This is a genomic window from Fuerstiella sp. (genome assembly GCA_022447225.1).
Lineage (GTDB): Bacteria > Planctomycetota > Planctomycetia > Planctomycetales > Planctomycetaceae > S139-18.
This window is the reverse complement of record JAKVAZ010000020.1, coordinates 25476-47154: the sequence shown is the minus strand read 5'-3', so window position 1 is coordinate 47154 and position 21679 is coordinate 25476. Positions and strand designations below refer to the sequence as shown.

20 protein-coding genes are annotated in these 21679 nt (G+C 54.1%); 13 read left to right on the top strand and 7 right to left on the bottom strand.

Annotated elements, in window-relative coordinates:
- Nucleotides 1-58: 58 nt before the first annotated feature.
- Together MK110_19020 and MK110_19015 are read right to left on the bottom strand one after the other, a co-directional pair.
- Nucleotides 59-541 (bottom strand): phytanoyl-CoA dioxygenase family protein, encoded by a 483-nt coding sequence (locus MK110_19020; GenBank protein MCH2213398.1) that lies wholly within the window; start codon nucleotides 539-541, stop codon nucleotides 59-61.
- A 522-nt stretch (nucleotides 542-1063) separates the two neighbouring features.
- Nucleotides 1064-2635, bottom strand: a complete 1572-nt coding sequence (locus MK110_19015) for an exo-alpha-sialidase (GenBank protein MCH2213397.1) — start codon at nucleotides 2633-2635, stop codon at nucleotides 1064-1066.
- A gap of 358 nt (nucleotides 2636-2993) precedes the next feature.
- Here MK110_19015 and MK110_19010 point away from each other — a divergent pair, with 358 nt between their 5' ends.
- From MK110_19010 to MK110_18990, 5 genes are all read left to right on the top strand, one after another.
- Complete coding sequence (locus MK110_19010; protein MCH2213396.1) at nucleotides 2994-3395, top strand: hypothetical protein; 402 nt, start codon at nucleotides 2994-2996, stop codon at nucleotides 3393-3395.
- A complete protein-coding gene (locus tag MK110_19005) occupies nucleotides 3395-3853 on the top strand; it encodes a hypothetical protein (protein MCH2213395.1) in 459 nt (152 codons plus the stop codon). Before MK110_19010 ends, MK110_19005 begins: the two co-directional genes overlap by 1 nt.
- 226 nt (nucleotides 3854-4079) lie before the next feature.
- Nucleotides 4080-5177: an amidohydrolase gene (locus MK110_19000; GenBank protein ID MCH2213394.1), complete on the top strand. Its 1098-nt coding sequence runs from the start codon at nucleotides 4080-4082 to the stop codon at nucleotides 5175-5177.
- Nucleotides 5158-5529 carry a Rieske (2Fe-2S) protein gene (locus MK110_18995; protein MCH2213393.1) on the top strand — a complete coding sequence of 124 codons (372 nt, stop codon included), beginning with the start codon at nucleotides 5158-5160 and terminating at the stop codon, nucleotides 5527-5529. The genes MK110_19000 and MK110_18995 overlap by 20 nt, the downstream gene beginning before the upstream one ends.
- 114 nt (nucleotides 5530-5643) lie before the next feature.
- Complete coding sequence (locus MK110_18990; protein MCH2213392.1) at nucleotides 5644-6711, top strand: cobalamin-independent methionine synthase II family protein; 1068 nt, start codon at nucleotides 5644-5646, stop codon at nucleotides 6709-6711.
- Nucleotides 6712-6730: 19 nt separating this feature from the next.
- On the opposite strand, the gene MK110_18985 is transcribed toward MK110_18990, so the two are convergent.
- A complete protein-coding gene (locus MK110_18985; GenBank protein MCH2213391.1) occupies nucleotides 6731-7699 on the bottom strand; it encodes a hypothetical protein in 969 nt (322 codons plus the stop codon).
- A 157-nt stretch (nucleotides 7700-7856) separates the two neighbouring features.
- Between MK110_18985 and MK110_18980 the strand changes: the two genes are divergently transcribed.
- Both MK110_18980 and MK110_18975 read left to right on the top strand, forming a co-directional pair.
- Nucleotides 7857-8762, top strand: a complete 906-nt coding sequence (locus tag MK110_18980; protein MCH2213390.1) for an acetamidase/formamidase family protein — start codon at nucleotides 7857-7859, stop codon at nucleotides 8760-8762.
- Nucleotides 8763-8880: 118 nt separating this feature from the next.
- Nucleotides 8881-10065 carry a RidA family protein gene (locus MK110_18975; GenBank protein MCH2213389.1) on the top strand — a complete coding sequence of 395 codons (1185 nt, stop codon included), beginning with the start codon at nucleotides 8881-8883 and terminating at the stop codon, nucleotides 10063-10065.
- Nucleotides 10066-10129: 64 nt separating this feature from the next.
- On the opposite strand, the gene MK110_18970 is transcribed toward MK110_18975, so the two are convergent.
- Nucleotides 10130-11422, bottom strand: coding sequence for a Gfo/Idh/MocA family oxidoreductase (locus tag MK110_18970; GenBank protein MCH2213388.1), 1293 nt, complete (start codon nucleotides 11420-11422; stop codon nucleotides 10130-10132).
- 303 nt (nucleotides 11423-11725) lie between these two features.
- Here MK110_18970 and MK110_18965 point away from each other — a divergent pair, with 303 nt between their 5' ends.
- Nucleotides 11726-13129 (top strand): DUF1501 domain-containing protein, encoded by a 1404-nt coding sequence (locus MK110_18965; GenBank protein ID MCH2213387.1) that lies wholly within the window; start codon nucleotides 11726-11728, stop codon nucleotides 13127-13129.
- A 17-nt stretch (nucleotides 13130-13146) separates the two neighbouring features.
- Here MK110_18965 and MK110_18960 read toward each other — a convergent pair whose 3' ends face one another.
- Nucleotides 13147-14613: a PQQ-binding-like beta-propeller repeat protein gene (locus tag MK110_18960; protein MCH2213386.1), complete on the bottom strand. Its 1467-nt coding sequence runs from the start codon at nucleotides 14611-14613 to the stop codon at nucleotides 13147-13149.
- Nucleotides 14614-14664: 51 nt separating this feature from the next.
- Nucleotides 14665-15996 (bottom strand): M24 family metallopeptidase, encoded by a 1332-nt coding sequence (locus MK110_18955; protein MCH2213385.1) that lies wholly within the window; start codon nucleotides 15994-15996, stop codon nucleotides 14665-14667.
- Nucleotides 15997-16257: 261 nt separating this feature from the next.
- On the opposite strand from MK110_18955, the gene MK110_18950 reads away from it, so the two are divergent.
- The 3 genes from MK110_18950 (at nucleotide 16258) to dprA (ending at nucleotide 18571) form a co-directional block, all read left to right on the top strand.
- A complete protein-coding gene (locus tag MK110_18950; protein MCH2213384.1) occupies nucleotides 16258-16764 on the top strand; it encodes a hypothetical protein in 507 nt (168 codons plus the stop codon).
- Nucleotides 16765-16921: 157 nt separating this feature from the next.
- Nucleotides 16922-17410 (top strand): hypothetical protein, encoded by a 489-nt coding sequence (locus MK110_18945; protein ID MCH2213383.1) that lies wholly within the window; start codon nucleotides 16922-16924, stop codon nucleotides 17408-17410.
- Nucleotides 17411-17449: 39 nt separating this feature from the next.
- Nucleotides 17450-18571: a DNA-processing protein DprA gene (gene dprA / locus MK110_18940; GenBank protein ID MCH2213382.1), complete on the top strand. Its 1122-nt coding sequence runs from the start codon at nucleotides 17450-17452 to the stop codon at nucleotides 18569-18571.
- A 190-nt stretch (nucleotides 18572-18761) separates the two neighbouring features.
- Here the strand turns inward: dprA and MK110_18935 are convergent, their stop codons facing one another.
- Entirely contained in the window at nucleotides 18762-19634 is an 873-nt protein-coding gene (locus MK110_18935; protein MCH2213381.1) for a TIM barrel protein, read from the bottom strand.
- A gap of 147 nt (nucleotides 19635-19781) precedes the next feature.
- Here MK110_18935 and eda point away from each other — a divergent pair, with 147 nt between their 5' ends.
- Together eda and MK110_18925 are read left to right on the top strand one after the other, a co-directional pair.
- On the top strand, nucleotides 19782-20444 hold the full coding sequence (eda, locus tag MK110_18930; protein ID MCH2213380.1) for a bifunctional 4-hydroxy-2-oxoglutarate aldolase/2-dehydro-3-deoxy-phosphogluconate aldolase: 663 nt from the start codon (nucleotides 19782-19784) through the stop codon (nucleotides 20442-20444).
- 138 nt (nucleotides 20445-20582) lie between these two features.
- Nucleotides 20583-21674 (top strand): sugar kinase, encoded by a 1092-nt coding sequence (locus tag MK110_18925; protein MCH2213379.1) that lies wholly within the window; start codon nucleotides 20583-20585, stop codon nucleotides 21672-21674.
- Nucleotides 21675-21679 lie beyond the last annotated feature (5 nt).

Sequence of the window (21679 nt, the reverse complement as noted above, 5' to 3'; positions counted from 1 at the left end):
TGGCCTTAACATTCCCTGTGTCTGTCATTTTCGTTCAGGGCCCGCTGAGTATCAAAACCTACATCACCCCGAATTGTTTGAAAACATTTTCCTTATACGCCTCCTGCTCTGCACTGGCGTTTTGGTCCGGTTCCGCGCTGCCGGCCCTGTAATCCATTACGAACCCACGTCGATTATGGTCTGTCCGGTTTGGTCCACTGCGATGAACGGTCAGAAAATGATGCAGTGAAGCATCACCTGGATTTAAAAGAACGGGTGTTTCAGGATGGTGAGTCGGATCGGGTGTCGTCATAACAGCTCGGCCAAAACGTGGATTTCCGGTGTGATTGTGGGGCAACTGGCCGAGCCGGTGCCATCCTCTGGAAAAATGCACGGCACCGTTGGCAAGAGTCACCTGATCCAGGGCAATCCAGACAACAAACCCGTACGGCGGCAGGAAATTGAAATAAGCATTGTCCTGATGTGGAAGTGCCGGACCACCTACGTGGGCCGGCTTGTAAAACACGCGGAAGTTACCGGCTCCACGGAAGTACCACGGCACACCTCAGCCAGTTCTATCGTTCTGGCGTGTTGAAAAAATCCTCTGAAAAAATCGTCGTACAACTCCATTCGGGAGAAATGCTTCAACGGCCCGCTGCTGCCGGATTCATAAAATTTGTGAGTCCGCGGTACGGACGGCAGAACCTCTTCGATCTATCGACGGATCTGCCGATCCAGCTCAGCCAGTTCGTCTGCTTCAAGCAGCGAGCGGACGATGACGAATCCATCCTCCTGAAACGAGGACACAGTATCAGCAAGGTTACAGGCCACAAGAATACGGATTCTTCCAGGACATGATCTCGTCAGCTCATGACTTCAGTTATTGAGAGTACATCAGCATGATATCGTTGAGTCAACGTGCCCGACGCCGGATCGAAACAGACAGCCTGGGATACCAGTGGAAGTACGAAGCTGGTTTCATAAAGCAAAACGTACGGTTCGGATTTCCCGCTGCATCACACAGGCACGGCCTCTGTGCCTCGAGATATTCCACAGCGTGGTCCGGACTTCGCAGGTAACTGTGTCAGCCCTGAGGCTTCAGCAGTTCGTCAATCGAAAGCTTCTCAAATACCAGGTGCGAACCACTCCCTTCATATACAATCCCGATGTGTCGGTCATCAACGCGACTCAAACTGGGGTAACCGGCACCACGCCCCTCGTCAAGCAGCGTTCGGTACTCCGGTGGCCATGTTCTTCCCTCATCGAAACTCAGCTGAATGCTGTGATGCGTCCGACTCTTCTGTGAATGCGGATTCGCGAACAGCAACACAGACTTTGTTTCACTGCCGTCCCGGTAGTCGAACCGATAGGTACTGCCGTTACAGTTGGGCTCAATAATATCCTTACGACTGGTGGAGTGCGGATTCCAGGTTTGGCCAAGATCGTGTGTAACAGCCACTGTGCGAAATTTTGTAGGCCTCTCTGTGCGACAATTCAGCATGATCGAACCGTCTGACAACTGAACGGCCTGGCATTCCGTATTGCCATAAGACGCCGCGGAACTGACGGTCCAGGACTTCCCATGATCCTGACTGACAAGCAGGTTGGAAAAACGTCGATCCTGTGAGTCGCGTCCCTGAGTTGGCATCACCAGTGTGCCGTCTCTCAGTGCAATACCCTGTTGCGGCGATGGTGCGTACAAAATCCAGCTGGGATCCTTCCAGATACGTGTCATATTCTGTGGCTGCGACCACGTCTGACCATCGTCTTTCGAAGTCACCATCATGAACTGGACACTTTGATCAATCTCCAGACCCGTTTCAGAACCGCCTTTTGTCCACTGATGCGTACCGGCCCTGCCGTTCGTCCAGAGTGCAAAGCAGAAGATTTCACCGGTCGACGGATCGACGATGATCCCCGGATCACTGCATCCGTTCAATTCCTGTGGCAATCCGCCAAACGTATCCATATCCATGATGACCTGCGGAACTGTCCAGCTACGACCACCGTCAGTGCTTCGTAACAGACCAATATCAATATCCTCCTGCAAATCCCGGCTCATTCGCCGCCGCATGTCATACACGCAAAGCAAAGTGCCACGGGGAGTTGTGGCCAGCGCCGGGATACGGCAGGTGTGCACGCCATCGTCCCAATGCCGCCGAAGGGCTACACCGATCCGTCTGCTCACTTGAGGGGTTTCTTCACGGGGCACGATTCGACCGGCAGACGTCTCAACAGCTTCAACGGAAGCACTCACTCGTCGCGACAGATCTGCATTCGTCCTTGCGCGACAGGACAGCCAGAAATGATTTGTCCCGGCGTTGAGGCGTGCGTGGCCTCCGAACACGATCATCGGTTCCGGTTTAACCCGATCGCCAAACGTCTTCTCGCTCGAGAATTCAGGCTTATCGCCGGAGAAATAAAACTGAACAGATTCAAGTTCAGCAGCCCCTTTGAACGCAATCGTAATGGAGCGGACCTGAACAAACGGCTCATCTGTATCGATCGTCAGCTGCAGTAACGTGTTGTGCTCGTTACGGACCAGCACGGGCCTTACCATCTGCCGAACGACAGCGTCAGGACTCGCTGCATGTGAAAATCCTGGCACCAGTAAGATCATCGACAGGATGATTACCTTCAGAAATCTGTTTCTCATACTGGTTCTTCTCGCTCCATGGCAAAACAGACGGTCACCGAGTTTCGGAGGAACCATCTGGTGTATCAGTTCGGGTGGTTCGATCAGAATTCCCGCGATACCAGGATGGCTGCGGATTTACCCGTTTTTTTTCTACACCTTCACATTTGCAGTCAAACCAAATCGGCAGATTGCATTCCCAGTATACTGTGTGCACCGATGTATGTTGAACAGCTGTCTGGAGAAACGATAACAAACTCAGTCACTTTCATTGTTGGCGGTTTCACGTCTGCGATTGTGCCTTCGGCGGTGTCAGAAAACGCAGACGCGCCAACCGTCAACCCATTTGATCGGCCTGATCATTGGTCGGTCAGATCCGGTGGAAGATATTGGACCATTCGATGTCACAATTGTCGTCATCTACCTGGTGTTTGCAGCCATGTTGGGACTGTATTTCTCGCGGCGGCAGAAGCCCACAGAAAACTACTTTCCTGCAGGTCGGAATATCCCGGGACGGGTGGTCGGGGTTTCGTGTCTGGGGACCATCGTCAGTAGTGCGACTTTTGTGGGACATCCGGACAACGTGTATCACAAAAACATGTACCTGGTCCCCACGCACATTGTGCCGTCCTTCGTGATACTGTTCGTCACAAAAGAGTTGGTCGTTTTTTACCGCCAAACACTGAAGAAGACAGTCTATACGTATGAAGTGCTGGAGGTCCCGGACAGAATCCTCCCCTATTTCATCAAGACACGTTTCCCGGGGACCTGCAGGTATTGATGCTGGCGGCGTGGATTGCAGCGGCCATGTCTTCGCTGGATTCAGATCTGAATCCAGCGGCCCAGGTTGTTGTCAGCGACTTCTACGGCCGGTTGCGTCCCCAGGTATCCGACCGACACCGCCTGTTTACAGGAAAACTGTCCGTGATTTTACTGGGCGTCGCTTCCGTCGTGTTAGCACTGCAGTGGACACAACTTGAAGATCCATCGCTTGTGGAATTTATGATAACAATGGCTATGATCGTGACCGGAGGTATCCTTGGACTGTTTGCCCCTGGAATCCTTTTTCCCTGGACAACGGCCCGTGGTGCCTACCTGGGAATTCGGGCTTGTTCGATTTTCACCCTGTGGGCCACATTGACCACCATCACGCTGCCCGGCAAAGATTTACCGGTTTTTGACGTGGCAGATTCAATTGTCCCCTCAGTCCCTTTCTCATCGGTATTTCCGGACACGTGATTCTGGTGACCGTGGGATTGATGGCAAGTGCATTCCGGCGGGGTTCACCACCGAACACGGCAGGTCTGACTTTCAAAGATGTGATTGCGAGTCAGTCAAAGGCGGTTTAGGCAACTGCCGTCCGAATCACACATACGCCCTGACAGCGAACCGGAAAATGAATTTTGAGACCCGGTTAGCTGCAGAAGATTATTTCCACCATTGAATCGAATAGAGGATTGAGTAAATGGAACAGACCGTCGATACGGCAGCCTGCGATCCTGCAGGATCTGCAGTAACTCTGATCGACTGCGACGTTCACAACGCTCCGAATTCGATCAGCGACCTGCTGCCATTCCTGTCAAAAAGATGGCAACAATACATCAGTGATTCGGGATTTGATGCTCCACCGGGTCCCACCTATCCCAAGGCGTTTGCAAGGGCCGCACGTCGTGATGCGTGGCCGCCGGATGGTGGCCTCCCTGGAGGCGATCCGGATTTTGCCCGCCGCCAACTGCTTGATGCCTGGGGAATTAACTTCGCGATCCTCAATCCGCTTTACAATGTTGCAGCTGTACACAACATCGATTTCGCAGTGGCCCTGATGCAGGCCGTCAACAACTGGACGGCCGAAATATGGCTGTCTGATGATCCTCGATGGCGGGGCTCAATGGTGATCACGCCGCAGGATCCGGCTGCCGCGGCGACGGAAATTCGGCGGCTGGGACGAGATGGACGGTTCGTTCAGGTGTTGTTGCTGGTCCGTTCGGAGGCGCCTTACGGCAGGCGTCAGTTTCATCCGATCTTTGAAGCTGCGGAGGAAGTCGGCTTACCAGTCGGTATTCATTTTGGAGGCAGCGGACATCCCATCACACCTTGTGGGTGGCCGTCGTACTACCTGGAAGACCACACAGGGATGTCACTGGCCTTTCAGGCTCAGATGACCAGTCTGATTGTCGAGGGTGTGTTCGAAAAATTTCGTGGCGTTCGCGTAACTCTGATCGAGGGCGGATTTGCCTGGGTTCCGCCACTCATGTGGCGGCTGGACAAGAACTACCGTGCACTCAGAGATGAGGTCCCCTGGCTGACTCAGCTACCGAGCGAATACATCCGTGAGCACTTCCGTTCAACCACACAGCCGATCGAAGAACCTCCCAATCCGCGACACCTGATGGAGATCCTCGACATGATCGGGTGCGACGATTTCCTCATGTTCGCCACTGACTATCCTCACTGGGACTTTGACGCGCCGGACCGCGCGGTTCCCTCCGCTGTTCCCGACGACCTGCGCAGGCGCATCATGGCCACCAACGCAACGGATTACTATGACTTCGCACGAACATGACATCGGTCACATCACGGACTATGTTCAGGGAACAGTTCGCAGTGTCACAGTGGCGGGACGGTCTCTGGCAATTGTGCGGAATCATGACGGATTCTATGCTGTCCGCGACACGTGTCCTCATCAGGGCGCTGCTCTGTCAACCGGGTCAGTTGCCGGCGACGTGTCGCACTGTCCGGTCGGTGAAACACAGCAGTACACCAGAGAGGGTGAAGTTCTGCGCTGCCCCTGGCACGGCTGGCAATTCGACCTGAGTACAGGCAGATCACTGGTCGACCCCGAACGTACACGGGTCCGCAGCTACCCTGTTCGGGTCGAGCATGAACGAGTGCTGGTTGCGCTCCGTCAATCGTGACATTGTATCGAAGACAGTGTGTTGTGGTGACGTCTTTGCGACTGTGCAGACCTGCCGTTATTTTTCCACTCTCCAAGTCTTTCACAACGGTCACGAATTTCCGGAACCACATCCATGTCAGATCCTCTACCACTGTTTCCAACCGCCGTAATCGGAAGCATGCCGCGTCCCCGATACGTGAAGGATCTGCTGGCGGCCGGGACACAGCACGGGCAGGGACTTAACTCCGATCTCAAACAGCGAACCGATGACGCCGTTCGATTTGTTGTTGGCCTGCAGGAGCAGGCAGGCATCGACATTGTCTCTGATGGCGAGTGGCGCAGGGAGACTTATGTGGACATCATCGCAGAAGTGCTCCACGGGTTTAGCTGGATCGACCGCGAACTGTTTGGTTACCACCAGGTGGTCACTCAGCGTGTCTCAATGAAACGTCCAGGTGTGGCTGCAGATGAAGCTCATTTTCTTCGTCAGTGCACTGATCGTCACATCAAAGTCGCCTTACCATCTCCCTATCTGATCGGGCAGCGGATGTGGGAACCGGATTATTCCCGCGATGCCTACCCGACCCGGGAAGCATTCTGTGAAGCTCTGGTGCCCGTACTGCGTCAAGAATTACTGGCGATTCGCGAGGCCGGCGTGGATATGATTCAACTCGACGAACCACACTTATGCGTGCTGGTCGATCCCGACGTCCGAGCTCAGTTCGACGATCCCGAAGCCGAAATGCGACGTGCAGTGGACTGGATTAATGAAATTGTTGACGGCGTGGAAGGCGTGACACTCGCCGTTCACTTGTGCCGAAGAAACTGGGCCAGACGCGGCTGGGGTGCAGCAGGGGGTTACGAGGCGATCCTTGATCACCTCAAACAACTCCGAGTCGAACAATTGATGATGGAATTCAGTATCCCCGTCGCCGGTGACGTGGCGGTTCTGACAGAACTTGCAGACGATGTGCAAGTCGGTCTCGGTTGTGTTGATGTGCGTTTTCCCGAAATCGATTCGGCGGAACAAATCGTCGAACGCGTGGATAAAGCATTGCAGTATGTCGCCGCTGAACGGCTGACTCTGACTCCCGACTGCGGATTCTCTCCCAGCAAAGATCATGGGATTCCGCTGGATGAATCATTTCAAAAACTGCAACGTCTTTCGGAAGCGGCCGTCCTGCTGCGTCAGCAGGCATGAGCCGTCGCGTTCAAATGACTCATGTCACAATATTTCGTGGCCGGCCTTCCAAAAAAGCAATGACGTTGTCCACGACCCCTTCGTTCAGAAGATCCAGCCCTTCCGGCGTTTGATCAGCGGCGTGTGGTGTGAGAACGAGCTGTTCGCAATGGAGCAGGGGATCGTCACTCGGCAGCGGTTCAGCTTCAAAGACATCAAGCGCTGCCCCCGCCAGTTGACCGGAGTTCAAAGATTCAACGAGAGCGTTCGTATCGACGACCGCTCCACGAGCTGTGTTGACAAGTAAACCACCAGGCTTCATCAGCTCCAATTCACGTTTACCGATCATGTGCCGGCTTTCTTCCGTCAGCTTAACGTGCAGGCTGACGACATCGCTGGTCCGCAGCAGTTCGTCAAGCTCAACGAACCGCACTCCCAGATCTTCAGCTCGCTCGTCCGTTGGATTAAACGTCCAGGCAATGACGTGCATTCCGATTGCTCTGCCAAGCTTCGCCATATGACTGCCAATCGGACCGGCACCGACAATCCCGAGCGTCTTTCCTGCAAGCAGAATATTTTCCTGTCTGGTCCATCGGCCCTCCTTAAGCTCCGCAGTTTGAAACGCAACTCGTTTCGCCGCTGCGCACATCAGGCACAACGAGTGTTCAGCAACCACCGGCGCCGTTTTGCCTGGAATATTGGAAACAACGACACCCTGTTTACGAGCTGTCTGCAGGTCGATGGGATCGGTCCCGATACCACAGACGGTGATGAAACGCAGTCGCGGCAGACGGTTTAACACGCTGCCAGGCCATTTGACGGCCCCGCGCGAGTTGATCAGCACGTCGGCATCGTGCAGACGGCGGACCTTTTCTTCATCCGTCTCGGGCCGGTCGGAAAAGATGACAATCTCACCAAATTCTGACAATCGGTCGAGGTGCGGAGACCCGGTGATTTGCACTGGATCATCACCGGGTACTACGATTTTGGGCATTGATTTTGTTGTCACGGGCAACTTTCTCAGAGAAAAGTCAACGCTAAACGCTCATGTGGTCAAACGTAGCGAATTTCGCACTGACTTTCGATCGCATCGCGATCCTGTTCCTCCTGACTGCGGCAACCACTTCAGATCGACCAAACCGTCAGTCGCAATCGGAGTACTCAAAATGGAACATCGATTTACGCCATCCCGTTACTACACCACGATGGGACCACACGAGCCGGTGCTGCACGTTGGCAACGGAGACACCATTGTCACAACAACGGTCGATGCCCGCGGCTTCGATCAACATCGCAGGCAGGTGACACCACGAGGCAATCCTCAAACCGGGCCGTTCTATGTTGAAGGCTGCGAGCCCGGAGATACTCTGGTCGTCGAAATCAATGAGGTTCGGCCCAATCGTCGATACGGTTTTTGTCGCAGCGCAGTTGCGCCAAATGTTGTTGACCCGGACTACGTCGTTGAATTGCCGCAGACCGAACAGGCAGACTGGGACGTGGACGTCGATACAGAGACTGCGACACTGATTGCCCCCGAGTCCAACCTCGGACGACTGAGTATCCCTCTGGAACCCATGCTGGGATGTTTTGGTGTGGCGGCCGCCAGAGGGCAGGCGATCTCGACCGCGACCTCTGCCGAACACGGCGGCAATATGGACTACCGTGGTTTCGTTGCCGGCACGACGGTTCATTTCCCGGTGTTTGAACCCGGTGCTTTGTTTTTTCTGGGGGACGGACATGCAGCTCAGGGAGACGGCGAAATTGTCGGATCAGGCGTCGAAATATCCATGGACGTACGCGTAACACTGCGACACATCAGGAAAAAATCCATCGGCTGGCCACGTGCGGAAAATGAAGACTGGATCATGACGGTCGGCAACGCCCGACCACTGGATCAGGCCGTGCAGCATGCCACCACCGAGATGCTCCGATGGCTGCAGACAGACTACGGCCTCGACGCCGTCGGCGCCAACCTGCTGCTGTCGCAGTGTGTTCGATACGATTTGGGAAATATTTTCGACCCCGCCTACACAATGGTGTGTAAGCTGAACCGAAAGTGGCTTCCGAAATAGTCAGAAATCGTGGGCACTCATATCGGCCGGTCGCCGCAGCCACACTGGTCGTCTGCAGCAGCACGTCATCATCACAAATTCGACTCACGCCGAGTGAGATACAATAAAGAGCACCAACATGTCTGACAGAAATCCGGCAGGACAGTCCTTATTCGCCGTTTGGGCAATCATCGGCTGCCAGCTTTCGGTACTGAATCATCAGACCACAGTTGCAGAGGAGACCCCGGTTTTCAGAGCGACGGTTCGCATCGGAGAGACTCTGTACGTTTCGGCACAGGGCAGTCGAAATCCGCAAACAGGTGAACAACCCGCAGACATCGAGTCAGCCACCACGCAAACGATGTTGAACATTGATCGTGAACTCAGTCGAGCCGGTTTTAGTTTTTCGGACGTTGTTTCTGTCCAGGTGTGGCTTACAGATCTGGAAAAGTATCACGAAATGAATAGTGCCTACCGGTCATTCTTCAGGCAGCAGTTTCCCACAAGAACAACGCTGGGGGTCACAGCCCTGCCGGACGGATCGATGGTACAAATTGCGATGGTGGCCGTGAAAGGCCCAAAACAAGTCATCCGTCCCGCAGGGACGACTGCGTCAAATCTTCCGTTTAGTCCGGGAATTCTGGCAGGCGACACTCTGTATTTGTCGGGGCATGTTGGAATCAATCCGGAGAGCGGAAAACTGATCGAAGGTGACATCGGTGACCATGTTGTGCAGACACTCAAAAACATCCAGGATGTCCTGAAGGCTGCCGACATGGATCTTTCACATGTGATCTCTGCGTATCTGTACATGAAGAATGTGGAAGAGTTTGCTGCAGCCAGTAATGCATACCTCACCATGATCACTGAGGAACCACGACCGGCGCGGCTTCCTATGGGTGTGGCAAAATTGCCGCTCGATTCCCCTGTAGAAATCACGATGATCGCCAGCCGAAAGCCCCGCCGGGCTGTTATTGGAGAAGGCCAGCCTCCCAGCGGGAGCTACAGTCGAGGACTCCTCAGCAACAACGTGATGCACCTGGCAGGCGTGTTTCGCAGGGAAGGCACAGTTCAACACCAGGTCAGTGAGGGGATCGAATGGCTGACTGCAATTCTTAAGGCTGGAGAGATGCAGCTTAAGGATGTGGTCGAGGTGCGTGTCTATCTGTCCGATATCGGTGATCACGCGGCATTGACCGCAGCATGCCGGCAGTATTTTTCAGACAGCGGTCCGACGCTGGCGATAACTGCCGTTCCGCAACTGCCTGCCAGGTCAACCATCATGCTCGGACTTGTTGCCGCGAGGCGCCCGGTTTCAGAGTGACACAGGCATGGCACGGTCAACCTATTGCCATGTTTCGAAGAAATGACGTTTAAGCCCCTGCGAATTAGCTAACGTCAGGCAGTTCGTAACCTCGGCGATGCTCCCGACCGAGATACTGGTTGGCAATCGGGTCATCGAACATTTCTGTCTCCGCATCCAGTCGCAGTTTTTTACCAGTTCTCCAGGAAATGTTGCCGGCATGGCACATCAGGCTGCTGACGTGCCCGGAATAGATTTCCTGATTCAGTGATTCACGTTTTCGGCTGCGGATGGCATCGAGGAAATTTCGGGCATGAGCCTGCATGCCGTTGTCACCGGTTCCCTGAGCAACCAGCTTACCGTCAGCATCCCAGGCCTTCCAGGCCCGGTTGGTCACCAGGACCCAGCCGTTCTCCCCATAGATCGCTGCCCCTTCGGAAACACCGAACAGTTTCGGGTGGGACCACAGCCGCATTTCGTACTGCAGTATCCTGCCTGGGTATTCGTAGTTGATGAACATGGTATCGGGCCACTGCTGATCATCTTCAAAGAAGAACTTACCCCCGGAACAGGAAATCGCCTCGGGCATCGTTTCCAGCCCCATCACATATCGGCAGAAGTCGATGCGGTGGACACCGTCATTCCCCAGATCGCCTGTACCGTAGTCAAACATCCATCGCCAGGCGCTTCGGACAATGGCCTCGTTGTAAGGTCGTTCGAGTGCAGGGCCCTGCCAGATTTCATAGTCGATAGCTGCTGACGGCTCCCCGTCCGGCGGAAGATGAACAGGGCTGTTGCGACTGGTCTCCCAGGCTTTCCCAAAGATCACTTTGCCGAGCGCACCGCTTTGGACGTAATCGGCCGCCTCTCGCAAAAAGGAAGCACTGCGAATTTGTGTTCCCATCTGTACCATACACTGGCGGTTACGTGCGGCCATCACGGTCGTTTTGCCTTCAACGATATTGTGACTGGCAGGCTTTTCAACATAAACATCCTTGCCGGCCAGACAGCCTTCAATCGTCAGCAGGGCATGCCAGTGGTCCGGTGTTGCAATCATAAACGCATCGATCGATGGATCATTAAGCAGATCGTGATAGTCGTGGACCAGTTGGGGCATACGCCCCGTCATCTCCTTCATTTCTGCGCCCCGCTGCTGGCGCACTGATTTCCGGATATCGCAAATATGGGTGATGTCGCAGTCAGCTTCCTCAGCAAAGCTGCGCATCACCGAATTACCACGTCCGCCAACACCGATACAGGCCACACTGATCCTGTCGTTGGCAGCCACATTGCCACGACTACTGCCGGCAACCAGGCCCAGACCGCTTCCAAACACAGCAGATTTTCGGAGAAAGCTGCGGCGCGTACTTCGAGACATGGGAAATTTTCCCGATATGGTAAAAACAAGTCCTCAGTAGCACATGACCATATCGTGACGAACATAAACATCAATCATGAACCGAAATCTCTCAGGCCGGCGGCAATCGATATTACGCAATCCTTTTTCAGCACGTAATTACGGTTCCAAACACTCAGGAGCGTTCCTGACAATATCAGTGAACATGAGATCTGTGTGCGATGCCGCCGATTCTTTTTCACGCTGGACGTCAGACACCGACAGCACTCATAATAGAGTCTCAATTGATTAAAATTCGTTCACAGATACGAATTGCGGTATCCAATGAATCTGTTTGAATCTGCGACCAGTTCACGGCGTGACTTTCTGCGTACCACCGGCACCGGCCTGGGTATGTTGGCATTGCCGTCGCTGCTGCAGGCAGCTGACAGTCCGCTGATTCCAAAGACTTCGCACTTTCCGCCACGTGCTAAACATGTCATCCATATTTATCTGAATGGTGGCCCGTCGCAGGTGGATACATGGGACCCTAAACCGGAACTCACTCGATGGAACGGTAAGCGATTGCCTTTGGGCAATCTGACAACGGAACGAAAAACAGGAGTAGCACTCGCATCACCATTCAGATTCGATCAGTACGGAGACAGCGGACTTTGGTGCAGTGAAATATTCCAAAAGACGGCCGCAGACCACGCTGATCGAATCTGTGTAATCCGGTCAATGTACGCTAACACGCCGAATCACGAGCAAAGTATGAGGCTCATGAATACCGGCGATGAACGATTGTCGCGTCCGAGTTACGGATCGTGGCTGACATACGGACTCGGATGCGAAAATCAGAGTCTGCCTGGATTCGTGGTCCTGTGTCCGGGGTTGCCGGTCGCTGATTCATCCAACTGGCGCAGTGCATTCCTGCCGGGGATTTTTCAGGGCACTCACCTGGACACTCGGAAGATCAAAGTCACAGAACTGATCGCAAATATAAAAAATTCCCGTCTCGATTCCGCGGAACAGCGCCAACAGCTGGATCTGCTGGCCACATTGAACCGACAGCATCAGGAAACCCGCAAAGAAGATGCGGGCCTGGAAGCCCGGATTCAGTCGTTCGAACTGGCGTATCGAATGCAGATCCAGGCTACCGACGCTTTGGATATCACAAAGGAAACAACCAACGTTCAGAAACAGTACCGGTCCGACACCATGCACGGGCGGCAGTTGCTGATTGCTCGCCGACTGATCGAACGTGGTGTGCGAGTCGTCCAGTGTTATCATGGTAACGGACAACCATGGGATTCTCATGGAAATATCGCCCGGGAACACAGAAACCTGGGTCAGCAAGCGGACGGTCCGATTTCAGCACTGATCACGGATTTGTCTCAACGTGGGCTGCTTGAAGAAACGCTGATCATCTGTGGCGGCGAATTCGGCCGGACTCCCGCCGTGGAAATCCCCCTAAAATCCAATTCTGTGCCAACCGGCCGTGACCACAATCACTACGGCTTTACAGTCTGGCTGGCGGGTGGTGGAGTGAAAGCCGGCATGGCTTACGGAAACACGGATGAATTCGGGTACCAGGCTGTGGAAAACCGGGTCCACGTACACGATCTGCACGCCACGATGCTGCATCTGATGGGCTTCGACCACGAACGACTGACGTACCAACATGCCGGCCGTGACTTTCGACTGACGGACGTGCACGGCAAAGTTATCCAGGAGATTATTGCCTAGGCCACAATCTGACTGAGCTACTGAATTCTCATCAGTGCCCTGCGAGTTCTTACAAACAACGCACCATCGGCAATGGCCGGATTGGCCAGGATGGAATCCCCCATATCGTTGACCGCCAGAACCTCCAGCTCCGGTCCTTCCCTGAGAACAACAATTCTGCCGTTCTCACTGGCCACGTAGATTTTGCCGTCGCCGTAGACCGGAGACGCAAAATAATTTCCTTCATTACGAATACGAACCGGCCCAAAGACTGATGATCCGTCTTTGGTACTGAAGCATGTGGCGATGCCCCCTGCTTTGATAAGAAGCATGCGATCGTTGATGACCAGAGGGGAAACAATGTGATCCGTATGTTTGGTGGGGTTCTTCCACAGTACGTGTGAATCTGTGACATCGCCCCGCCCCCCGGCCTTGACCGCCACGATAAACTCATCCGCCGGATCTTCTACATCGAACGACGCCCCGGCAAAATTGGCGGGATGCAGGAACGCGATATCAAGTTCTTTGCCCTCCAGATCCCCGTCGTTGTCAAGGTCTCCCCGACCAAATGTCTTTTGATAAAAGCTGTCCGGCACCGGACGTGTTCCGACGAAGGCCTGCACTTCGTCACGTGTGATCCTGTCATCGTTGTTTCCGGTTTCTGCCCGATCAACGGACGCTAGCCACTGATTGGCAATCCCGCCGCTTTGCAGCGAAATGTAAATCGTTCCGTCCTGACAAACAGGAGTTGTCTTGATGTTTCTGAGCAACGTGCGAGCCTGCCACAGACGTTTTCCGGTTTGCGGGTCATAGCCAATAAGAATTCCGGTCCCGCCCACCACCAGTTCGTCACCGGTATCCGTACTACAGATCACCGGATGTGAATAGTTGACAGCCATGTCACTCCGGTCATCTTTCCAACGCTGCTCACCTGTAGCACAGTCGAAAGCATAAATTGCAGGATACAGATCATCATCCTGAGCGAAGATGACCATGTCGTCGTACAGGACCGGTGACATTCCGGCACCCCACTTAAATACGAAATACGGTACAGGCAGTTCCCTGTGCCAGACATCCGCTCCCGTCTTTGCGTCCACGGCAACCAGGCCCAGTGTCCAGAAGTAGAAATAGACACGATCGCCGTCAATTGCGGGTGTTGTTGAAGCATAACTGTTTGTCTCATGGGTCTGGTCGATGTCACCGATCGGCCATTGCCGCTTCCACAGAAGTTTCCCGGTCACCACGTCATAAGCTGCAAGACCAATTTGGTTTCCGTCGAAAATCGATGATGTCACGACTCGTCCGTCTGCAATCACAGGGCAACCGATCCCATCACCAAGCGCAGCACTCCAGACAACATGATCGGTTCCTGAAAACCTGACAGGCAGGGCGCCGGAGGCATCCGCAATTCCTGTACAGTTGGGACCACGGAACTGCGGCCAGTCGGCTCCAAACGCCGGAACAAAACTCATGGAAAGCAGGCAGAGCAGACTCAATCGATTCATTAGACATTTTCCTGGAATGGTTTAGCAACGTTTTGATTTTCGACAGTCCTGCTATTCCAGAACAGATTCTTCGGAATAGGCCTTGTCGTCTTCTTCAAAAACCGAACGGTCCGAAGTCACCTCAAGTTCCCAGACGGACTCAAGACGTGAAACCGGTCCTTCATCCAGCGCCAGTGAACGCTGGACCGTTCCACCGGGTTCTTCCCCTGCAGCATGACTGTTTGGTGGGGAAGCCGGGACACACAGAATACCGGGGCACGGAACAGTCCTCCCTTTGACCTGGATCGTCATCATCGGCCAGGAACGCGGAGCCGTAAGAATTTGAGCAGACCTGTTCTGTACCAAAACCGTGTCACCACACATGGCCGGCCCCACCGTTGGATGCCAGTAAACGGCCGAGGGAGATGCAAGAACAACGGGGGACTCCGGATACAGCTGATGTTCGCCAGGTGTGAATCCGATCAAATCTGCCTGATCGGCCCGCTGCCATTCGCATGGCAAACCGAATTTCTCGTAGATTCGATGAACCTTCTTCCAGACTTCACCAAGCTGAGATCCGTTGCGTGAAAAATACTGACCCGTTGCATGGATCAGTAAAACCTTCTGATAAGCCTGTGCCAGGTCATCGGGAATGCTTCCCAGACATACGGTGCGACAAACTCCAACATGCAGCCCCCAGCGCCGTGCCATGCAGGAAATAACCGCGTAGCGTTCGATAGGGCTTTCCCCGTACATCCAGTGACGAAACCGCTCATTGCGACCGTCGGCACAGACCTGAATTCTCACCGGTGTTACGGTGCGTTTGATCAGACGATGACTGACTTCCCCTGCGACATCGGCTTCCGTCATGCCGGAGCGAACACCATGAGCAGTCGCTTCCACAGCATGCGTGACTACTCTTCCAAGTTGCTGAAGACGTCTGACATCCAGATCTGTGAGTGGCAGTCGGAGGTCAGCAATCCGTTCCGGTGAACCGACAGTGTCAGTAACGCCCGAGTCACTGATGACTCGACGAGCACGGCACAGGTCAGAAATCAGTTCCTGATGCGGCTGAAACCATTCCCGCTGCTTCAGCTGAAATCCAAGGCCGAATGCTTCCCGTTCAAAAATCTGGGTCGAATCAACCGCATTCGTTGCAAACAACCGTGCGTCGCGCGTCACAAAAATGCTCGTCCGACTCGTATCCGTCGTGCAGCGGTGGAGGTCGGCACCAGCGGTAAACCAGGCAACGTTGGCCGGATCCTGAAGCAATACGGCATCCGCACCCACCCGAATCAACAGATTCTGAATCTGCTGCTGTTTCGCTGCAACATCTGTTTCCCGGGCAGCATCCTGAACCAGCAAACGCTGAGACGATCCATGATGCGAGTCAGCCTGTCCCATATGCGGGTCCTGGAGATTCGTAAAGCGGAACAGGAACTACCCCTCGTCCCTGGAAATCGAACCGTCGTGGACAGCAGATCCGCAAAACAGCATGCTACCGTCAAAGCTACAGAACTCCGGGGCAAAACCACCGTGAATATGCTGATTTTCGGTGTTTGTGCAGCAGGTTTGTGTCGCTGACGATGCCGTTCTGTCAAAATCGGTGGAAATGGACGCACAAATTGCAGGATTACCGGACAGCCGACAGGGGCTGAGCATTTGATGCGACAGGAATCAGACAAAGAAGATCTTATCAGGGACGCGACAGCACTGGTTGAACGGGCCGAGATTGTCTGTGACGGATGGTCCGCAGTCATCACGATCGGCTTTTTCCGAAACGGTCGCTGCTCCGTCTACTTCGATCAGGATCCATTCTATCAGTTTGATGAACACGGCCTGTTACGCCGCGCATTTGAAGCCGGTTTTCTGTATCGCAGTCAGGCATCAACGCTGGCTCGACTCGATCGATGTCGTCCGACAGACAAACACATAGACACGTCCGGCGTCGTACTGCAGCGATCTGACCTGACAAGGTCCGACCTCAGACAATTTCATGAGCGAATGACCTGCCTGATCAAACGCCTTCTCGGGGCAATTACAGAGCAGCAATACCGTGTTCATCGGGCAGTCACCCCCGACAATCAAATCCCGGCACGCACGTTGTTACTGCTCAATCTGGTATTGCAGCACAAAACAGAATTCATTGCACCACCTGCCGGACCACGATGAGATCTGTCTGAAACTCCGGGGGATTATGTATCCCTGCAGTTCATACTTCCCCGCTTGACTCGCGCCCCTCAGGCATTAACGTGTTACTGACAATTAGATTGTCATTGTTTCCTCCAGAAACCCGATACGATCCCTGATGACCTGTACACTCATATTAATGAGACATTCGCATGCTGTCGGCGAATACAGTTGTCGGGACTTCGACCGACAACTCACAGAACCCGGCAGACAGCTTGCCTGCGAAACAGGCAGGCTGCTCAATGACCTGCATATCGTGCCGAGTGTTATTGTCACATCTGCTGCTGCCAGGACTCTGGCGACAGGCCGGTGTGTGGCCGAACAGTTCAAATCAAACATCCCGGTGGTCCCGCGCCACGACCTGTATCAGGCGGCTCCCGCTGCCTACCTGCCGGCAATTCAGGCTGAGGCAATGCCGGATTCTTCAACACTGCTCGCTATCGGACATAATCCGGGCATCGGATCGCTGATCTCAGATCTTGCCGGACGCAACCTCGCTGTCCCGCCGGCTACTGCCGGCGTTTATTCAATTGCCGCAGATCACTGGACTGAGTTTTCGGTCCTGAGCAGCATGGTGGCACGGCTCACACATCTGATCATTGACGCACAACAACAAACAGACGTTTAACGTGATGTATTTCAGTTCACGATTTCGACAGGCAGCAGCATGCAGTCGGATCAATCAACACAACCGGAATCTTTAATTGCAGCGATCATGCTGTCGCGTGTTCCCGGGCTGGGGCCACGACTGACAACTGTACTGCTTGACCGGTTTGGATCCGCCGGAGCCGTTTTGCAGCAGCCCCGTGAGATTCTCCTGCAGATCAACGGACTCGGCCCTGCAGTTGCAGATCGCATTGTACAGTCCGATCGGTGTGATGCCCTGCAATACCTGAAGCGTTGCAGTGAAAGTGGTGTCGATCTGTATCAATCGTGTGACGAACAGTATCCCGCACTGCTGCTGGAAATCATTGACTCACCGGCACTGCTGCACTGCCGGGGTTCTGTGCTGGCTCAGGATCAATTAGCAATCGGAATCGTCGGTTCACGGCGGTGCACTGCATACGGAATTCAAAACGCCGGTCGCCTCGCCGGGGCGCTGGTGAGAGCAGGATTCACCGTCGTAAGCGGACTGGCCCGCGGAATCGATGCTGCGGCTCATCGCGGGGCGCTGGCAGCAAACGGTCGCACAATCGCCGTACTGGCGACCGGTGTAGAATCGATCTATCCTCCGGAACACAGTGAACTTGCACTGCATATCGCTGACCACGGAGCTCTTGTCAGTGAATGCCCGCTGGACCAGAAACCTCGCCGAGGGCTGTTCCCGCAACGAAATCGAATCATCAGCGGAATGTGTCAGGGAGTTATTATCGTTGAGGCTACTCGAAAATCCGGTGCACTGCACACTGCCCGCCATGCGATGGAACAGGGCCGTGAAGTGTTCGCAGTTCCTGGTCCGGTGGAAAGCCTGACCAGTGAAGGATGTCACGATCTGATTCGCGACGGCGTGAGTCTGATTCGCAACGTGGATGACGTACTCGACCAGCTGGGTCCGCTGGCCACACCGGCAAAAACTGATGCAGAGAGAACCGTGCATCACCCGCGTGAAATGGTTCTGAATCCTCAGGAATCTGAAATTCTGAATGCAATCACAACGACAGGTACTCCCATTGATGACGTTGTGCGGGCGACTCAGCTGGACCCTTCGCGCGTTCTGGCAACGCTGACCGTCCTCGAAATGCGCCGATTTATCCAACGACTGCCTGGGAACATGGTCATCAGAACGTGACAGCTGTGTGTGTGTGTGTTGAGATCTTTACACACATCCCAAGCACGATGAATCAGAATTTTCAGCTGCCTGATATTGTTGACGATCGCGTCAGCGCACAGCCCCCGGTCAATCTGACCACTGCATAATGCAGATCAAATTCGGCGTAACCGTACGGATTGTTTCCAAAGGGAGATTGATCGGTCCCCGCTTAAACATCACACAGTTCAACCGCCTCTGCAAGACTTGTCAGCGGATCTCTGGTGGGCCGGAATTCCTGACCGAAGAAGCCGTCATACCCGGTTTCGACAATTGCTCGGCAGATCGCGGGATAATTGAGTTCCTGCGTGTCATCCAGTTCATGACGTCCGGGATTCCCGGCCGTATGGTAGTGACCGAAGTAATCGTGATTTTTCTGAATCGATCGAATGATGTCACCTTCCATGACCTGCATGTGATAGATGTCATAGAGCAACTTAAAATGATCCGAACCTACCTGTCGGACCAGCTCGATCCCCCATTCGCTTCTGTCACACATATAATCAGGATGGTTGACACGGCTGTTAAGCAACTCCATGTTGATAACAACTCCCGCTTTCTCCGCAACCGGAAGGATCTTCTTCAGCGCTGTCACGCAGTTTTTCATCCCCGTACGGTCATCAAGTCCCCGACGATTTCCTGAGAAGCAAATCACATTTCGAAATCCGGCGGCAGCATTTGCCTCGATCGCGGAATTGATGGCCTCCAGGCACGAATCATGGTTTGCAGGGTCATTCAAGCCATCTTTAATCCCGTGAGTTTTTGTCATCGTACAGACGAGGCCATACTTCTTCACCACGGGAAATTCGTCGGGTGACAGAAGATCCACCCCAACCATACCCATCTTGGCAGCAGCCGCTGCCAGGTCGTCAAGTCCAATCGTTCGGAAACACCAGCGACAAACACTTTGTTTGAGGCGTCCGTTTTTGACTGATCGTACAGGCGACTGATCACGTCCCGATGCCGCAGTCCCCACAAACGCTGTGGCTGCTGTGGCCTGGAGAAGGGCTCGACGTGAAGGCTGACAGATCGATTCAAATTCCATGAGTCGATTTCCTTGTACGGATTCGGGACAGGCCGGCGCCTGACTGTTGGAATCAGATTTGCTTGAGGTATTCTACGTACACGCGCTGGTTAAATAACGGTACGCCGGAACTTACCGTGTACTCAACAATACAAAGAAAGTCCTCTCGTGGAATCTCAGTTTCCGCTCAAAATGCTGCAAAGAATCGAACACAGCGGGGTGATCGCCGTTCTGATCCTGGAAGACGCCTCCGATGCGGTCCCTCTGGCTCAGGCACTGCTTCGAGGCGGGGTTGATGCAATGGAACTTACTTTGCGCACCGAATCAGCGATCGATTCACTGAAACAAATCAGAGAACACGTCCCCGAAATGCTGGCAGGCATCGGGACCGTGCTTCGTGTCGACCAGATTGACGAAATCCTCGCAGCCGGAGCTCACTTCGCCGTTTCACCTGGACTCAACCCGGACGTGGTCAGAAAGGCACAGAAAGTCGGACTGCCGTTTGCCCCCGGGGTCATGACACCTTCAGACATCGAATCCGCCATTCAGCTGGGCTGCCGAGAACTCAAATTCTTTCCGGCCGAACCAAGCGGGGGCCTCAGGATGCTCAGCAGCATCCGCGCCCCATACGCCCATCTGGGAATTCGGTTTATCCCGCTTGGCGGTGTTAATGCTGAAAATATGGCATCATGGGTGAGCCATCCTGGTGTATTTGGAGTGGGTGGATCCTGGTTAACGCCAAAAGATGCGATTAAAAATAAGAATTGGGATGAGATTACTCGTCGGGCTGCGGAAGCTCGCGAAATCGCGGACGCAAACAGAAGCGAATAACATCAAAAACAGGGTCGACATCGGCCCTCAGCACACATTCTCCACGATCCCAAATAAAGACAACAGTTGACGGTCCCGGTCAGTGATCTTCCATCCGGTTTGATGCTGGAACGCCCTTCTTGACGAAAGACAGCTCACATGCCTGAATTCATTACATTCGGTGAAATCATGATGCGAATGGCTCCGTCCGGTTTCCTTCGCCTGCAGCAGACACTTCCTGGGTCCATCGACGTCACGTTTGCAGGGGCAGAGGCTAATGTAGCGGCATCCCTGTCCATGCTGGGAGCAGATGCTGGATTCGTTACAGCACTCCCGGACAATCCACTGGCAGACGCCTGTCTGAATACACTGCGAGGACTGGGAATCGAAACAACAGGTGTGATCAGATCATCCACCGGCCGGCTGGGGATCTATTTCGTCGAAGCGGGAGCCAACCAGCGTCCAAGCCGCGTCACGTACGATCGCGATGGTTCCAGTATTGGTCTCACATCACCCGATGCGTGGAACTGGGACCAACTCTTTGCCGGTGCACGGGCATTCCACGTCACTGGTATTACCCCCGCGATTTCAAAGCACGCTGCCGATTCCACGCTGGCAGCTGTTAAGGCCGCACAGTCACACCAACTGCAGGTTTCCTGTGATCTCAACTACCGGGCCAAACTCTGGAACTGGCAGCCTGGTACCGACCGCAGGACCCTGGCAGGTAAAACAATGGATCAGATTTTACCGTATGTCGATGTACTGATCGCCAACGAAGCCGACTGTGGCGACGTGCTTGGAATTCACGCAGGGCACAGCAATGTCGATTCGGGTAACGTGGAGGTCGATGCATATCCGGATGTTGCCCGGCAGGTTGCCCAAAGATTTCCGAATGTAAAATTCATCGCAACAACTCTGCGGGAAAGTCTCTCCGCAAGTCACAACAACTGGGGAGCCATGTTGTTTGATGTCGCCGGTGACAAAGCGTATTTCGCTCCGGAAACGGACGGCACCTACCAACCCTATGAGATCAGAAATATCGTCGACCGTGTCGGGGGAGGGGACTCATTTTCCGCCGGGCTGCTGTTTGCACTGAACCACAAGGACTACCCCGGACCTCAGGAGGCACTTCGGTTCGCTGCGGCAGCTTCCTGCCTGGCACATTCGGTTTTGGGCGACTTCAACTTCAGTGGACGAAACGAAGTGGATGCGCTCATGGGGGGAAGTGCAACAGGGCGCGTCGTGCGATAGTCATC

What these genes read in the sequence shown, in the direction of transcription:
- MK110_19015 (MCH2213397.1), bottom strand. Translation starts at nt 2,635, where the DNA reads ATGAGAAACAGATTTCTGAAGGTAATCATCCTGTCGATGATCTTACTG.
- MK110_19005 (MCH2213395.1), top strand. Translation starts at nt 3,395, where the DNA reads ATGCTGGCGGCGTGGATTGCAGCGGCCATGTCTTCGCTGGATTCAGAT.
- MK110_19000 (MCH2213394.1), top strand. Translation starts at nt 4,080, where the DNA reads ATGGAACAGACCGTCGATACGGCAGCCTGCGATCCTGCAGGATCTGCA.
- MK110_18995 (MCH2213393.1), top strand. Translation starts at nt 5,158, where the DNA reads ATGACTTCGCACGAACATGACATCGGTCACATCACGGACTATGTTCAG.
- MK110_18990 (MCH2213392.1), top strand. Translation starts at nt 5,644, where the DNA reads ATGTCAGATCCTCTACCACTGTTTCCAACCGCCGTAATCGGAAGCATG.
- MK110_18980 (MCH2213390.1), top strand. Translation starts at nt 7,857, where the DNA reads ATGGAACATCGATTTACGCCATCCCGTTACTACACCACGATGGGACCA.
- MK110_18975 (MCH2213389.1), top strand. Translation starts at nt 8,881, where the DNA reads ATGTCTGACAGAAATCCGGCAGGACAGTCCTTATTCGCCGTTTGGGCA.
- MK110_18970 (MCH2213388.1), bottom strand. Translation starts at nt 11,422, where the DNA reads ATGTCTCGAAGTACGCGCCGCAGCTTTCTCCGAAAATCTGCTGTGTTT.
- MK110_18965 (MCH2213387.1), top strand. Translation starts at nt 11,726, where the DNA reads ATGAATCTGTTTGAATCTGCGACCAGTTCACGGCGTGACTTTCTGCGT.
- MK110_18960 (MCH2213386.1), bottom strand. Translation starts at nt 14,613, where the DNA reads ATGAATCGATTGAGTCTGCTCTGCCTGCTTTCCATGAGTTTTGTTCCG.
- MK110_18955 (MCH2213385.1), bottom strand. Translation starts at nt 15,996, where the DNA reads ATGGGACAGGCTGACTCGCATCATGGATCGTCTCAGCGTTTGCTGGTT.
- MK110_18950 (MCH2213384.1), top strand. Translation starts at nt 16,258, where the DNA reads ATGCGACAGGAATCAGACAAAGAAGATCTTATCAGGGACGCGACAGCA.
- MK110_18945 (MCH2213383.1), top strand. Translation starts at nt 16,922, where the DNA reads ATGAGACATTCGCATGCTGTCGGCGAATACAGTTGTCGGGACTTCGAC.
- dprA (MCH2213382.1), top strand. Translation starts at nt 17,450, where the DNA reads ATGCAGTCGGATCAATCAACACAACCGGAATCTTTAATTGCAGCGATC.
- MK110_18935 (MCH2213381.1), bottom strand. Translation starts at nt 19,634, where the DNA reads ATGGAATTTGAATCGATCTGTCAGCCTTCACGTCGAGCCCTTCTCCAG.
- MK110_18925 (MCH2213379.1), top strand. Translation starts at nt 20,583, where the DNA reads ATGCCTGAATTCATTACATTCGGTGAAATCATGATGCGAATGGCTCCG.